The sequence below is a fragment of the Micromonospora sp. NPDC048842 genome (assembly GCF_040649935.1).
Classification (GTDB): Bacteria; Actinomycetota; Actinomycetes; order Mycobacteriales; family Micromonosporaceae; genus Micromonospora; species Micromonospora hortensis.
The window spans coordinates 87,820-102,113 of sequence record NZ_JBEZGK010000005.1 but is presented as its reverse complement, the minus strand read 5'-3'; the positions used below and the strand labels follow the sequence as shown (position 1 = coordinate 102,113).

The window sequence follows — 14,294 nt, the reverse complement described above, 5'->3', positions numbered from 1 at the left end:
CAACCGGTAGGTCCGCTCCCGCGGGTCGCCGGCGGATTGCACCGAGGAGGAGACGATGGCAGCTGCAGACTTCGAGCTGGGGCTCAACTCGTTCGGGGAGGTGGCCACCGACGGCGACCGGGTTCTGAGCGACGCCGAGACCGTACGGCTACTCGTGGACGAGGCACGGCTCGCCGAGTCGGCCGGACTCGACGTGTTCAGCGTCGGTGAGCACTACCGCGAGGGCCACAACGACTCGGCGACACCAGTGCTCCTCGCCGCGGTAGCGACGGCGACCGAGCGAATTCGCCTCGGCACCTCGGTCACAGTGCTCAGCACCAACGACCCGGTACGGCTCTACCACGAGTTCTCCACCCTCGACGCCGTCTCCGACGGCCGCGCCCAGATCGTCCTCGGACGCGCATCGGCTACCGAGTCGTTCCCGCTGTTCGGTTACGACCTGGCCGACTACGAGCGGTTGTTCGAGGAGAAGCTGGACCTCTTCCTGCGGCTTCAGCAGGACGAACCGGTCACCTGGTCCGGGACGGTACGAAGCCCACTGACGGCGCAGCGGCTGCACCCACTGATGCAGCCGGGCGGCATCCCGACCTGGATCGGTGTCGGGGGAAGCCCGAACTCGGTCATCCGCGCCGCCCGGCACGGACTTCCGCTCATGCTCGCGATCATCGGCGGGCGCCCCCAGCGATTCGCCGGCCACGTCGACCTCTACACCAGGGCGCTCGAACAATTCGGGCATACCCTGCAGCCAATCGGGCAGCACTCACTCGGCCTTGTCGCGGACACCGACGAGGAGGCGGTGGAGACGTGGTGGCGATACTGGCAGCCGGTCGTGGCGGCCCTGGCCGCCGAACGCGGCTTCTACAAACCGGACCGCGCGCGCTACGAGGCCGAAATCGACCACGGAGCGCTCTTCGTCGGTTCGCCCGAAACGGTGGCGCAGAAGATCGCCACTGTCGCTCGCGACCTGCGGCTGAGCCGCTTCGACCTGAAGTACGACATTATGCACCTGCCCCGCGAGGCACGCGCGCGCACCATCCAACTGCTGGGCAGTGAGGTCGCGCCGCGGGTCCGGGAGCTGCTGGCTAAGGAGCCCAACCATGTCTGATCTGCTGTTCGGCCTGGACACGTTCGGCGACGTACCGGAGGACGACAACGGCAAGCTCGTCTCCCACGCGGCGGCGATCCGGCAGGTCGTCGACGAGGCAGTGCTCGCCGACCAACTCGGGGTCGACGTCATCGCCCTGGGAGAGCACCACCGACCGGAGTACTCGGTCTCCACACCGGAGACGGTGCTGGCCGGAATCGCCACCCGCACCTCGCGGATCCGGTTGGCCTCCGGCGTGACAGTGCTGAGTTCCGACGACCCGGTACGGGTGTTCCAGCGCTTCGCCACAGTGGACGCCCTGTCGAACGGCCGAGCCGAGGTCATCCTCGGTCGCGGCTCGTTCACCGAGTCGTTCCCGCTCTTCGGCTACGACCTGCGCGACTACGACACGCTGTTCGAGGAGAAGATCGAACTGTTCGTCAAGTTGCTGGACGAGAAGCCGGTCACCTGGAGCGGCACCCTGCGTGCCCCGCTGGAGAACGCCGACGTGTTCCCGAAGACCGAATCGGGTCACCTGGACACCTGGGTCGGTGTGGGTGGCTCGCCGCAGTCGGTCGTCCGCACCGCCCAGTACGGGCTGCCGCTCATGCTCGCCATCATCGGCGGCGCCCCCGAGCGCTTCGCGCCGTACATCGACCTGTACCGGCGGGCCGCCGACCAGCTCGGTACGACCGCGCACCCGGTCGGCATGCACTCGCCGGGCTTCATCGCCGACACCGACGAGCAGGCCAAGGAGATCTACTGGCCGCACTACCGGATCATGCGAGACCGGATCGGCAAACTGCGCGGCTGGCCACCGATCCGCCGTCAGGAGTTCGACTCCGAGGTGGAGAACGGCTCCCTCTACATCGGTTCACCGGAGACGGTGGCCCGCCGGATGGCCCGTGCGATCCGCAGCCTCGGCGTCGGCCGGTTCGACCTCATCTACTCGGCCGGAGCGCAACCGGCCAGCGCCCGGATGCGCGCCGTGGAACTCTACGGCTCGAAGGTGATCCCCATGGTCCGCGAACTGCTGGCCTGATCAGCACTTTCCCAGCGAGAGGACGACATGAACGACAACGACCGGAGCCAGCCGGCGACCCTCGGCATCCTCGGGGCCGGCAAGGTGGGCACGGTGCTGGCCCGGCTCGCCGTCGCCGCCGGCTACCGGGTACGGGTGGCCGGCTCCGGCGACCCGGCGAAGATCGCCCTGACCGTCGAGGTCCTCGCCCCGGGTGCCGAGGCCACGACGGCTGTCGACGCGGCGGCCGACGCCGACGTCGTCATCCTCGCCCTGCCACTGGGCAAGTACCGCAGCGTTCCCGCCGAGGCGTTGCGCGGCAAGCTCGTGGTCGATGCCATGAACTACTGGTGGGAGATCGACGGCATTCGCGACGACCTCACCAACCCGCGTACCTCGTCGAGCGAGACCGTCCAGGCGTTCCTGTCCGGCTCACGCGTCGTGAAGGCGTTCAACCACATGGGCTATCACGACCTGGAGGACGAGGCCCGGCCGGCGGGGGCGACAGGCCGCAAGGCCATCGCGGTCGCCGGCGACGACAACGCCGACCTCACCGAGGTCGCGGCCCTGGTGGACGCGCTCGGCTTCGATCCGGTCGTCGCCGGCCCGCTGGCCGAGGGGGTACGCCTCGAACCGGGCAGCGAGTTGTTCGGCGCCAACGTGAGCGCCGACGAGGTACGCGCCATGCTCGACCGCTTCGGAGAGTCGGAGCGGGGACGAACCATCACCGCTGCCCGCACGGCGTCGTAGCCGTCACCTGGGGCCGCTCAGGTCAGAGATGATCGGGTCGCGGGGAGTCTCCGAACCCGCCCGCCGACCCGATCATCGTCATCGTGCCCCGGAGCTAGTTGTTGTTACGCCACCAGGGCGACCATCCGGAGCAGCCCCAGGCGCCACAGGCCCGGAACCGCACCCGACTGCCTTGATCTTCGTAGCGGTGGGTCGTGCCGTCCTCGTAGAAGTCGTAGTTGCACACTCCCCAGGCACCCTCGCCTTCGAGGTTCTGGCAGTCGCCACTGCGGTAGTTGTGCCAGGTTCCGCCGTAGTAGAGCTGGTTCTGCCATTCCCCGATGGCCGCGTACGGCGTGTCGCGGTCGTAGACCCAGATCTGGTCACCGTAGGCCCGGAAGCAGGCTTGGGCTGGCGACGACGAGCTGGAGGAAGGGCCCGGTGCGTCGACGCAGTCCACGACGTCGGGCGGCCAGCCGGCCGGCGTCGCGATGGTAGCCGCCGCCGGTGCGCCGGCGAGTAGGACGAAGAGGGCCGCCAGGGCCACGATGAAAGCTGGTCGCGTTGCTCTCTTGACTGACATGAGGCGAATCCATCATCGCCACTCGAGCCCCACAAGCCATCAGGGTGTACGGAACAGTGCGGATTCGTTCCGAACGCTGGAAGACCGCTGTCGAACGACGGGCAACACTCCCCGCGGTTCAGCCGTTGCCGAACGCCGCCCGCGGTTCGAGGTGCTGGCCCACGGCGTACTGCTCGTCGAAGTCGGTCGGGCCGAGCGCCTCGGTCGCGGCGGCGCGCATCCGGGCGAGGTCCGCGGCGTCGTCCGGGTCCGGCACCTGGCCGAGCGCCGCGAACGCGGCGTCCGCGACACCGATCATCCGCGCCGCGCGGGAGTGTTCCCCCTCGGCAGTCGCGAGCGCGGCACCGGCGACGCAGACGTACGGCACGAAGTCCGCCCAGCCGTTGTGGAACACCCGCTCGCGGTTCTCGGCGAACAGTGTCCGGGCCACGTCCAGGTTGCCCAGCCCCAACTCGCAGAACGCGAGGTTGTGATATTCGGAGTTGACAGTCTTGGGTTGGCCGAGCGCCTCGTTGAGCGCGATGCTCTCCCGGTACAGGTCCCGAGCGCGGAGCAGGTCACCGGACATCCTCGCGACGCCGGCCAGCACGTGCCTCGGCCGTTCCTCCAGGGCCCGGTCGCCGGAGCGCAGCGCCACCGCGAGAGCCTCCCGGGCCCGTGCCTCTCCGCCCGGCAGGTCACCGCCGCGAATGGCGACCCGGGCGAGGCTGTACCGGGCCTCCACCTCGCCCGCCAGATCGCCGGCCGCCTGGGCCCGCTCGATCTCGGCCTCGCTCATCCGCACCACGGCGTCGGTCTCGCCTCGGCGAAACGCCGAGCGCACGCTCTCACTGAAGGTCATGACTCTCTCCCCCATACCTGACACCGCCCGGTCGACATCGTCAGTCACCGCGCGTGGAACATGGTCCAGGTCTCCACGAGCGTGAAGCCCATCGACTCGTAGAGCGGCCGACCCATCACGCTGGTGTGCAGGTAGGCGGCGTCCGCGCCAGCCGCGATGCCGTCCCGCAGAACCGTTTCGGTGATCATCCGGCCCAGGCCACGACCCCGGGCGGACGGAACGACGGCGATGTTGAACACGCCGACCACCCCGGAGGTCCGCATCCCGAGCCCGGTGCCGACGGGCCGGCCCGACTCCTCGGCCAGGTAGCCGGTGATGGGTTCGGCGTCGAGCACCGCACCACCCATCAGCGAGCCGAAGAGACCCTCGGGAACCTCGAAGCTCCGGGTGAGTGCGTCGGTGTAGAGGTCGTTCTCGGCGGCACCGACCTGACGCACCGAGGGACGCTCTGCCGAGCCGGCACGGAAGGTGAGGTCGTCCGCCGCGCAGGCCAGCAGTGGCAGCTCGGCGCGTTCGAGGAGGCCGTGCCGGGCCGCGAGGTCAGCGACCCGGTCGTCCGCCTCGCCCCTGACGATGATCGACCACTGCGGGGCCTGCCCGCCGACCTCGGTCGCCATCTCGTCGAGCGACCCGAGGTCGGGCTCGGTGGACCTGTCGTAGGCGGCGTTGAGCGTCGCGACGCCGGCCTGCGTCACCCCCGCGCGGGCGGTGCCCCGCTCGGCGTACCCGCCCTTCGGAGTCGCCCTGCACAGCGTCTCGAAGGCGTCGAAGTACGCCGCCGCCATCCGATCGGCGGTGATGTTCATGACGGGACTCCCTAGACCGGTCGTTCTGCTTCGGTCGACAACCTAGTCACCGATCACGCTGACCAGCAAATCACGGGTACGAGGACCGCCACCTGCTGTCCGGCTCCGAACCGATCAGGAATCGAGAAGCCCGACAGGGCCGTCCGGCCTAGCCTTTCCCCAGGTGAACGGCAGCACGACGACCTGGACGACGAGAGGGAGCCCGAGAATGTCCGCGAAGACCACTACCGTGTCCGACGGCTTCAGCCCCGAGGAGCGGGCCGCGATGAAGGAGCGCGCCGACGAGCTGCGCGCCGAGGGCAAGAAGGGCGCCAAGAAGGCGGACGGGCTGCAAGCGGTCCTCGACCGGATCGCGCAGATGGAGCCGGAGGACCGCGCGCTCGCCGAGCGCGTGCACGTGACGGTGACCGCCGCCGCCCCGGGCCTGATGCCGAAGACCTGGTACGGGATGCCCGCCTACGCGAAGGAGGACGGCAAGATCGTCGTCTTCTTCCAGGACTCCGGCAAGTTCAACTACCGGTACTCGACTCTGGGCTTCCAGGACCCGGCCAACCTCGACGACGGCGATCTCTGGCCGGTGGCGTACGCGTTGCGGCAGTGGAGCCCGGCCGTGGAGAAGAAGATCACCGAGCTGGTGCGGAGGGCGGTCTCCTGACCGACGCCCGCCCCCCCTCGTCGGCTCGCTCACGGTGCGATGATCGAGGGCCGTAGCCGACGGAGACAGGTGGTGCGGACGATGCGGTATGGGCCGCCGGCGGTACGACGAGTCGCCCGATGACCGCCCGGGCCGGTGAGGTGTTCGACAGCGGTCGGACGGTGTCCGACATCGAGTCCGTGCTCGCCACGGACCTGCCCACTGGCGGCGTACCGGTCAGCGAGGGAGATCCGGCCACCGGCGAGTGGACGGGCACCCGAGGCGAGGGCTTTCGGATCGTTCCGCTCTGGGAGAGCGACGCCCTGACGGGTGTGTACGGTGCCGAATGGAACCAGGCCGAGGAGGCCGCCGAGGCGAACCTGGCCCTCGTCGTGGCGGAGTTGGACCAGAGGTGGGGCGCGCACCGCACGGTCTCCATGCGGGTGCCGCTGTTTCGGCATCAGGCCGGTGAACCCATGCCGGCACTGTTCCAGTCACTCTGCGACCTGGACTGCTACGGCGACCTGACGGTCTGGGGGCCGACGGTGACCGAGGGTCGGTGGGTAGCGGTCTCGGTCAACCAGTGTGACGGCGACGCTCCCATGATCATCACGGCGGTCGTCAGTCAACCACCGATCATCGAACTGTCGGACTGACCTGCCCGGTGACCCATGGCCGGGCGCGGGGGCTGTCATCGACGTTGCCCACGGCTCCTATGGTTCGGGCATGTCGATCACAGACCAGGCCCTGGCCATCGAGGCGGCGGAAGCTGGAGCCGCGGTCGTCCGCTCCCGGTACGGCTCAACACTGACGCGCGTCATGAAGACCGCCGGCGACTTCGCCACCGCCGCCGACGTCGAGGCCGAGCAGGCCATCCTCGACGTCCTGCGGGCGGCGCGTCCGGACGACGCCGTGGTGGCCGAGGAGAGCGGGCGGACGGGTACCGGCGATAACGGGCGCACCTGGCTGGTCGATCCGCTGTGCGGAACGTTGAACTTCGCCGCGCGGACCATGCTGGCCTCGGTCAACGTCGCGCTGCGGGTCGGGTCGGACGTCACAGTGGCGGCCTCGGTGGACCCGTTCGCCGCAGAGGTGTTCTGGACCGACGGCACCGCCGCGTACGTCCGGGGCGCGGGGACGGACGAGCGACTCGTCCCGTCGGCCGAGTCAACGCTTGTCGACCTGAACCTCGACCCTCCCTTCCCCAACCGGGACGTCTTCCTGGCCGCCCGCATGCTCACCGACGAGGGCTTTCTCGAACAGTTCCGGCCCCGGGTGGTCTCCACCAGCCTGGCCGTGGCCTGGGTCGCCGCCGGTCGCCGCGCCGCCTATGTGACGGACCGCCGCGACCTGCGCAACAGCGTCCACTTCGCTGCCGGAATCGCGCTCTGTCAGGCGGCTGGCTGCGTGGTCACCGGGCTCGACGGCCAGCCGCTGCACGCCGGTGGGGACGGTCTCGTCGTGGCCGCGGACGAGCGGACGCACGCCGCCCTGCTGACGCTCATCCGGAAACAGCGCTCGCGATAGACCCGGCCTTGACATGAAGTGCGGTTGAGGTTCTAGCGTCCCTAGATGATCACGTCCGGGCGACAGTGCCCGGCCGTACGTCAGCCGAGCACCACCGTCGAAGGGATTCCGATGTTCCTGTCCCGCCTTCTCCGCCCGCGTACCGTCGCGAGCGCGCACTGCGACCTCCCCTGTGGCGTCTACGACCCGGCGCAGGCCCGCATCGAGGCCGAGTCGGTCAAGGCGATCTCCGAGAAGTACCAGGCCAGCGACGACCCGGAGTTTCGCACCCGCGCGTTGCTCATCAAGGAGCAGCGCGCCGAACTGGTGAAGCACCACCTCTGGGTGTTGTGGACCGACTACTTCAAGCAGCCGCACTTCGAGAACTACCCCCAGCTGCACGGCCTCTTCAACGAGGCGACGAAGCTGGCAGGTGCCGGCGGCGCGAAGGGCGCCGCGGACCCGGCTGTCGCCGAGCAGCTCCTCGGCAAGATCGAGGAGATCTCGAAGATCTTCTGGGAGACCAAGCAGAGCTGATCAGCCGGCACCGGGTGGCACCCGCCACCCGGTTCGGCGTACCGCGTTCGGGAGGAACCGCATGACGTCGCGCACCGACCTCGTCGAAGAGTTGATGGGCCGTTTCCCACACGTGCCGCGGGAGGCGATCCTCAAGGAGGACCTGCTGCGGGGCGGCCTCGCCTTCGACGACGCGGCACTGACCGACAACGAGCACGGCGACGTCAAGCCGAAGTCGTACTTCATCTTCTCCTTCGACCATCGGACGCTGCCGGAGTTGGGGACGGCGGCGCTGCGCCGGCCACCGGAGGAGATCGTGCTCACCGGGGGCCCGTACGACCTGCGTCGTACCGTCGTGTCGGTCCGCACCAATCCCAGCTCGCCGTACCGCGTCGGCACCGACAGCGACGGTCGACTGCGCCTGTTCCTGGACGGACGGCCGATCGCCGATGTCGGGCTGCCCCCCATGCCGGCGTACTACCGCCACACACTCGGCAACGGCAAGTCGGTGATGGAGGTCGCCCCGACGATCCAGTGGGGCTATCTCATCTACCTCACCGCGTTCCGGGTCTGCCAGTACTTCGGCGCCAAGGAGGAGTGCCAGTACTGCGACATCAACCACAACTGGCGGCAGCACAAGCAGGCTGGCCGGCCCTACACCGGGGTCAAGCCCGTCGACGAGGTCCTTGAGGCCCTGGAGATCATCAACCGGCACGACGTCGATCGCGCGTCGCAGGCGTACACGCTGACCGGCGGCAGCATCACCTCCCAGGTCAACGGGCTGGCCGAGGCCGACTTCTACGGCCAGTACGCGCAGGCGATCGAGGAGCGGTTTCCGGGACGGTGGATCGGCAAGGTCGTGGCACAGGCGCTACCCCGAGCCGATGTGCAGCGGTTCCACGACTACGGCATCCGCATCTACCACCCCAACTACGAGGTGTGGGACAAGCGGTTGTTCGAGTTGTACTGCCCGGGCAAGGAGCGGTACGTCGGTCGGGAGGAGTGGCACCGGCGCATCCTCGACTCGGCCGAGGTGTTCGGCCCGCGCAACGTGATCCCGAACTTCGTGGCGGGCGTCGAGATGGCCGCCCCGCACGGCTTCACCAGCGTCGACGAGGCGATCGTCTCCACCACCGAGGGGCTCGACTACTTCATGTCCCGGGGTATCACGCCCCGTTTCACCACCTGGTGCCCGGAGCCCACCACACCGCTGGGCCGGACGAACCCGCAGGGCGCGCCGCTCGAATACCACGTCCGCCTGCTGGAGGCCTACCGGGCGACAATGGACGCCCACGGTCTGTCCACCCCGCCCGGGTACGGCCCCGCCGGGCCGGGGCGAGCGGTCTTCTCGGTCAGCTCCTTCATGGACACCCTGCCGACCACGGATTCGTGATGGGCGCCCGCGGGCGGGGGCGGCAGACCGAGCCGCTCCCGCCCGCAAACACCTAGCTCGCGTACGTCTCGAACTCGCCGATCCGTGGCGTACCGCTGGAGCTGTTGATCTTGAAGTTGATCTTGCTCATCGCGGTGGCCGAGAAGGTGATCGAACCCGCCCCACTGCCGGATGCCAGGACGGCTCCGTTGTCGTTGTTGATCAGCTGCCAGGACCCGATGGAGCCCTGAGTGCCGGACGGCTCGCGGATCACCACCCGGGACACCTGGGTCGCGGAGCCCCACTTGATCGAGATCGTGCCGGTCGACCCGGCCGGCGACCAGTAGGTGCTCAGGTTGCCGTCGCGCACGTTGCCGTAGCTGGTTCCGCTGGCCTTGCTGGAGCCGTCGGCGCCGGCGCCGAGGCTGAGGTTGGTCCCGCCGGTGGGCGGGGGCGTCGTGGGCGGGGGCGTGGTGGGCGGGGGCGTGGTCGGCGGCGGGGTGGTCGGCGGCGGGGTCTGCGGCGAGCAACTGCCGTTGGACACCTTCAGGCCCGTGTTGGCGCCGACCGTCTGACGGACGATGTCCGGCACGCAGCTCGCCCCGTCGAGGCTGTACGAGTACGGGATGCTGACAGTGGTGGTGGAGGTCGGATTGGGGCCGGCGGGGTAGTTCTCGCTGCCGGCGCTGGACCAGGTCACGTTGTCGAAGACGTTGCCGGCGACCTGCCAGTAGCCGCGCTCGTTGGTGTAGAAGGTCCCCAGGACGTCCTTGGAGTTGCGGAAGTAGTTGTTCTCCACCTTGGCCCTGGCTCCGGCCCGGGAGTTGATTCCGGACTCGCGCAGGCTCACGTAGTGGTTGTTGTAGATGTGGGCGACCCCACCGCGCAGCAGCGGCGTCCGGGAGTCGATGTTCTCGTAGAGGTTGTGGTGGTACGTGATGAAGCCGTTCGACAGGTCGCTCTCGCTGGACCCGACCAGGCCGCCGCGACCGGAGTTGCGCAGGATGCTGTAGGACAGCGTCACGTACTGGGTGTTGTCCTTCATGTCGAAGAGGCCGTCGTACCCCTCGGACTCCCCGCCCGACGCCTCCAATGTGACGTGATCGACCCAGACGTTGCGGACCGTGCTCTCCATGCCGATGGCGTCCCCACCGTTGGAGGTGGGCGAGCCCGACTTCTTGACGTTCCGGATGGTCACGTTCTGGATGATGATGTTGCTGGAGTCGCGGATGTGGATGCCGAGCTGGTCGAAGACGGCGCTACCGACCCCGATGATGGTGACGTTGCTGATCTGCTTGAGTTCGATCACGCCCGCGGCGGTGTTGCAGCTCGACCCGGACACCTTGCTGGTGTTGCCGTGATTGATGGTCCCGGTCACCTCGATGGTGATCGGAGTGCTGCTGCTGGTCCGACCGCACAGCGCGGCGTGGATCGCAGTGCCCGTGGAGGCCCGTACCGTCTGCCCGCCCGCACCGCCGGTGGTCCCGCCGTTCTGGGTGGCGTAGCCGGTGGCGCTGCCGACCGCCGCCGATGCCTGCGGGGTCGGTAGGACCACCCCGACCGCGATCACCATCGCCGCCGCAGCCGCCGCGGCCAACACCGCCTGACGTCGCAGCACGACTGGTCGTCTCATGTCGCCTCACCTTCGCATTCGTCTCGTTCCAGGCTTCGCCCCGACGGACATCGCGACCACACCTACCGACGGACGTCATTCAGAAATTGGCGACAGTCAATCGCGAAGAGTTCATCGAGGTCTCTCGTGCCCTGGTGGAAGCAGGGTTGTGTCGTGCGAGCGGAGTGCGCCCGGTGCCATCGCTCGCCCGACCATCAAATGGAACATCGATGTAACGCAATCGTAGGAAAGCGGTTTCCCTGAAGGCAATAGCTGACGCTTGCAGGTTTGTTGCAGTGCTCGGTATTGACACCGCCAGGCCCGCCATCGATGCTCTGCTAAATCAGTTTAGCGACCGGCTCGCTCCGACCCGTCCCACTCCCGGTCCCCGGGCGGGATCGCTGGCTGAGAGCTCCACCCCCGAGAAAGGACACGCATGAGACTGCGAAGAGGACTGATCCCGCTCGCCGCCACCCTCGTCCTGGCCGGCGCCTCCGGCACGGCGTACGGCAGCGCGAGCGACAGCCGGGGCGCCACCGACGGAATCCGCAGCATCACCCCGATCACCACCGTCTACACCTACGGCCAGAAGGTCTCGGCGGTGGCGATCGAGTACGGGGCCACTGTCAACCCGCGCACCCTCGACACCGCGACGTTCTCGGTGACGGACACCATCTACAACTTCCGCTTCAACCCCATCGAGGACCTGCCGAAGCTCGCCGACCGGACCGTCACCCACACCTACACCAACGGAACACCGGGCACCCGTGCCGACCACCGATCGGCGCCGGGCCGGTACGTCATCGTCGAACTCGACCCCGCCGACACCGGCGGCTCGACGGTCATCGTCTCGAAGTGCCCGACCTTCCTCTGCACGGTGAAGGTCAACCCCGAGCTGCCGACCCGAGTCGTGCAACGCAAGGACGTGCACGGCCAGCCCGGCCGCGGGGCCGGCAAGGGGCCGGTGCTCGCCCGCGCCACCCCACGTGAATCCCGTCCCGTCACGGAGAAGCCGGTCAACGAACTGGTCGACGAGTTCACCTACGGCTCGTTCCTGAGTGGCGGAATGGTGCTGCCGTACCACTACCACCTGCCGAAGAACTACCAGCCGGGCCGCAAATACCCACTGATGGTCGTCCTGCCCGGTCACGGCATGGGCTGGGACGGTGACAACCTCGGCGTCCAACTCGCCGCCGACATCCCGGCGACCGCGTGGCTCCAACCGCTGTGGACCGGCACCGCCGAGGACGTCATCGTCCTGGCGCCCCAGCACCAGCGGGTCGGTGGGGTCGCCGAGGCGGACCTGCTGGTCAAGCTGCTCGACCAGTTCGCCGGCCAGTTCGCGGTGGACACCCGTCGGGTGTACGCGACCACCGTGTCGTACGGCTCGCAGCTGCTCTGGGAGGCGTTCGCCAAGCGTCCCGACCTGTTCGCCGGCGGGTTGGTGACCGGCGGTTTCCCGGTCAACGCCACCCAGGCGACCGCCATCGCGGCGGCCGAGGTGCCGGTGTGGATCACGCACGGCGAGCACGACCACCTGCTCAACGTCTCGGGCGCGCGCAACTCCACAGCGGTGCTGCGGCAGGCGTACGCCGCCCGGGGCAAGACGCCGGAGCAGGCAGCCGACCTGGTGCGCTACACCGAGTACGCCGACGCCGCGTTCTCGTTGCCGGACTACCACGCGGCGTTCGGGCCGACCTACGAGGACGCCAGCATCCTGCGCTGGCTGCTGGGCCGGTCCAAGCCCTGAGGCCGCGGACCGGGCGACGCCTCGCCGCGATCCGGCAGCGCGATTTCCTCGCGCCGACGGGCTATCGGCGGGCGTCGCCCGCGTCGGACTCGGCAGCAGCGGGCGCGCTCCCGACGAGCACGGACTGCCGGCCCTCCTGCCTCGCGCGGGCCAGCAGCCCGGCCAGCCGACGACGCCGGTGCCGGGCCGCCGCCCGCAGCCCCAGGAGCAGGCCGGCGAGCAGACCCAACAGTGCGAGCTGCGCCCACGGCACGACCCAGGTGGTGACGGTGGCGGAGGCCGGTCGGAGTGCGGCCCCGGCCTGGCCGTCACCGAGCAGCGTCGGCGACGTGCTGACTGTCGTACGGAGGCGCCCCAGGGCCCAGACGCCGTCGGCCCGGGTCTCCACCGTCCGAGCACCGCCGGGCAGCAACTCCTCCACGCCGCTGGTGGCGTCGTGGCTGCTCCGGCCCAGGAGGTCGGACATCGCCACCCGACTCGTTCCGCTGACCCAGACGTTGCCGTCGTTCTCGACTGTGTAGCGGACCCGCACCCTGCCACCGGCGAAGGGGTTCCACGACGGGGAGTACGTCGCGCCGAGGCCCCGGATGGCCAAAGCCGCCTGCGCGGAGCCGTTCACCCGCAGCATCACCCGGAAACCGACGCGGCTCTCGACGTTGACAGTGCCGCCGGTGCTGGTGACTGTCGCGGCGATGCCGGCCGGGTGGTCGCCCGGTGTGGCGCCCTCGGGCACCGTGATCGTGAACGGCACCACCCGTGTCTCGTTGGGACCGACGGTGACCTTCTCCTGCACGTCGATCCAGGTGCCGCCGTCGACCGAGGGACGGTCGGACGACAGCATGTTGAAGCGGCCCTTGTCGGTGAGATAGCCGTCGGCGGCCTTCAGGGAGAAGGCGACGGCGGTGCGGCTGAAGTTCCGTACCGCCAGGTGTTCGGTCACCGCCTGCCCCGGGTCGAGGCTGGCGTTGATCCATCGGCGTTGGTCCGGCCCGGTCGCGGTGGCCGGTTGGACCGTCCAGGTCAGGGCCTTCGGGTCCGGCTCCGCCGCCGCCGCGCTCGGCGCGGCCGCAACCGCGAGGGACGCGACGGCGAGGACCACGAGCGCCCGGCGCAGCGGGGTGACGGTCATGAAACGGCCCTTCGGCACGGGGCTGGGCGAGGGCCCGGTCCGGGCCCCCGCCCAGGCCACTACTCGAACAGTGAGAGCGTGAGCGTGGAGCTGTACTCGCCGGCGGCGACCTCCGCGGGGGTCCGCAGGTAGAGGTCGGCGTTGACCGAGTACGAGTCGCTGGCGACGGCCTCGGAGTCGAAGGCCGAGACCAACAGCTCCTGGTCGACGAGGCCGACATTGTTGCCCGGCTGGGTCGGCTCGTCCAGGCTGGTCACCACCTCCTCACCCTCGGTGACCAGGCCGGTCTCCCCGCCGTCGAGCAGGCGCGGCTTCCAGCCGAGGTGGTCGGCGGTGATCGGCGCCTGGCCGGCCCCGCCGGCGAAGTCGGTGGCGCTGCCGAGCACCGCCCAGTTGGCGCCGTCGGGTACCTCGTCGGCGACGCGGGTGTCGGTGACCGTCACCGTCGGCAGCGTGCCGACGAACTGGCGAACCAGCAGGGTCGAGCCGTCCTCGAACAGCGCGACGGCGTCGCCGGCGATCGACAGGGCGAGCACGCCCGGTTCCCTGATCTCGTCGATGTCGACGGTGACCCGCACGCTGGCGTCGTCGCCGGGTTCGGCCAGTGCGGGCGACGGCAGCACCGCCGCCCCGGTCAGCACGGCGCCGACGATGCCAGCCGCGAGTGTCTGCCGCCGTTTGTATGTGTTCATGTGATCTCCGTTCTCCGCC

Annotated in this window: 15 protein-coding genes; 9 read left to right on the top strand and 6 right to left on the bottom strand. The window is 69.3% G+C overall.

Translation table 11 applies throughout. From position 1 onward, the window contains the following. The first annotated feature begins 55 nt into the window (after positions 1-55). The 3 genes from AB0C19_RS09325 to AB0C19_RS09315 are packed head-to-tail and all read left to right on the top strand — an operon-like array spanning position 56 to position 2,855. Positions 56-1,105 (top strand): LLM class flavin-dependent oxidoreductase, encoded by a 1,050-nt coding sequence (locus AB0C19_RS09325; RefSeq protein ID WP_357181889.1) that lies wholly within the window; start codon positions 56-58, stop codon positions 1,103-1,105. Then, a complete protein-coding gene (locus AB0C19_RS09320; protein ID WP_238686411.1) occupies positions 1,098-2,126 on the top strand; it encodes an LLM class flavin-dependent oxidoreductase in 1,029 nt (342 codons plus the stop codon). The genes AB0C19_RS09325 and AB0C19_RS09320 overlap by 8 nt, the downstream gene beginning before the upstream one ends. A 27-nt stretch (positions 2,127-2,153) precedes the next feature. Further along, positions 2,154-2,855 carry an NAD(P)-binding domain-containing protein gene (locus AB0C19_RS09315; RefSeq protein ID WP_357181885.1) on the top strand — a complete coding sequence of 234 codons (702 nt, stop codon included), beginning with the start codon at positions 2,154-2,156 and terminating at the stop codon, positions 2,853-2,855. A gap of 94 nt (positions 2,856-2,949) precedes the next feature. Here the strand turns inward: AB0C19_RS09315 and AB0C19_RS09310 are convergent, their stop codons facing one another. From AB0C19_RS09310 to AB0C19_RS09300, 3 genes are all read right to left on the bottom strand, one after another. Beyond that, positions 2,950-3,417, bottom strand: coding sequence for a hypothetical protein (locus tag AB0C19_RS09310; protein ID WP_357181882.1), 468 nt, complete (start codon positions 3,415-3,417; stop codon positions 2,950-2,952). 118 nt (positions 3,418-3,535) lie between these two features. Further along, on the bottom strand, positions 3,536-4,258 hold the full coding sequence (locus AB0C19_RS09305; RefSeq protein WP_357181879.1) for a tetratricopeptide repeat protein: 723 nt from the start codon (positions 4,256-4,258) through the stop codon (positions 3,536-3,538). A 44-nt stretch (positions 4,259-4,302) separates the two neighbouring features. Further along, entirely contained in the window at positions 4,303-5,064 is a 762-nt protein-coding gene (locus tag AB0C19_RS09300; protein WP_357181876.1) for a GNAT family N-acetyltransferase, read from the bottom strand. A gap of 208 nt (positions 5,065-5,272) precedes the next feature. Between AB0C19_RS09300 and AB0C19_RS09295 the strand changes: the two genes are divergently transcribed. The 5 genes from AB0C19_RS09295 to AB0C19_RS09275 all read left to right on the top strand — a co-directional run bounded on the left by AB0C19_RS09295 (position 5,273) and on the right by AB0C19_RS09275 (position 9,113). Then, a complete protein-coding gene (locus AB0C19_RS09295; RefSeq protein WP_357181873.1) occupies positions 5,273-5,719 on the top strand; it encodes a hypothetical protein in 447 nt (148 codons plus the stop codon). A 119-nt stretch (positions 5,720-5,838) separates the two neighbouring features. After that, complete coding sequence (locus AB0C19_RS09290; protein WP_357181870.1) at positions 5,839-6,354, top strand: hypothetical protein; 516 nt, start codon at positions 5,839-5,841, stop codon at positions 6,352-6,354. A 70-nt stretch (positions 6,355-6,424) separates the two neighbouring features. Further along, on the top strand, positions 6,425-7,225 hold the full coding sequence (locus tag AB0C19_RS09285) for an inositol monophosphatase family protein (protein WP_357181867.1): 801 nt from the start codon (positions 6,425-6,427) through the stop codon (positions 7,223-7,225). Positions 7,226-7,336: 111 nt separating this feature from the next. Beyond that, on the top strand, positions 7,337-7,741 hold the full coding sequence (gene sodN, locus AB0C19_RS09280; RefSeq protein ID WP_357182395.1) for a superoxide dismutase, Ni: 405 nt from the start codon (positions 7,337-7,339) through the stop codon (positions 7,739-7,741). A 61-nt stretch (positions 7,742-7,802) separates the two neighbouring features. Continuing rightward, positions 7,803-9,113, top strand: coding sequence for a radical SAM protein (locus tag AB0C19_RS09275; protein ID WP_357181864.1), 1,311 nt, complete (start codon positions 7,803-7,805; stop codon positions 9,111-9,113). A gap of 52 nt (positions 9,114-9,165) precedes the next feature. On the opposite strand, the gene AB0C19_RS09270 is transcribed toward AB0C19_RS09275, so the two are convergent. After that, on the bottom strand, positions 9,166-10,725 hold the full coding sequence (locus tag AB0C19_RS09270; RefSeq protein WP_357181861.1) for a pectate lyase: 1,560 nt from the start codon (positions 10,723-10,725) through the stop codon (positions 9,166-9,168). Positions 10,726-11,140: 415 nt separating this feature from the next. On the opposite strand from AB0C19_RS09270, the gene AB0C19_RS09265 reads away from it, so the two are divergent. Next, complete coding sequence (locus AB0C19_RS09265) at positions 11,141-12,454, top strand: hypothetical protein (RefSeq protein ID WP_357181858.1); 1,314 nt, start codon at positions 11,141-11,143, stop codon at positions 12,452-12,454. A 61-nt stretch (positions 12,455-12,515) separates the two neighbouring features. On the opposite strand, the gene AB0C19_RS09260 is transcribed toward AB0C19_RS09265, so the two are convergent. Continuing rightward, the gene (locus tag AB0C19_RS09260) at positions 12,516-13,583 is read right to left on the bottom strand and encodes a hypothetical protein (RefSeq protein ID WP_357181855.1); all 1,068 of its coding nucleotides are present in this window, start codon (positions 13,581-13,583) and stop codon (positions 12,516-12,518) included. Positions 13,584-13,642: 59 nt separating this feature from the next. Further along, on the bottom strand, positions 13,643-14,275 hold the full coding sequence (locus AB0C19_RS09255) for a hypothetical protein (RefSeq protein ID WP_357181852.1): 633 nt from the start codon (positions 14,273-14,275) through the stop codon (positions 13,643-13,645). Between the last annotated feature and the right edge of the window lie 19 nt (positions 14,276-14,294).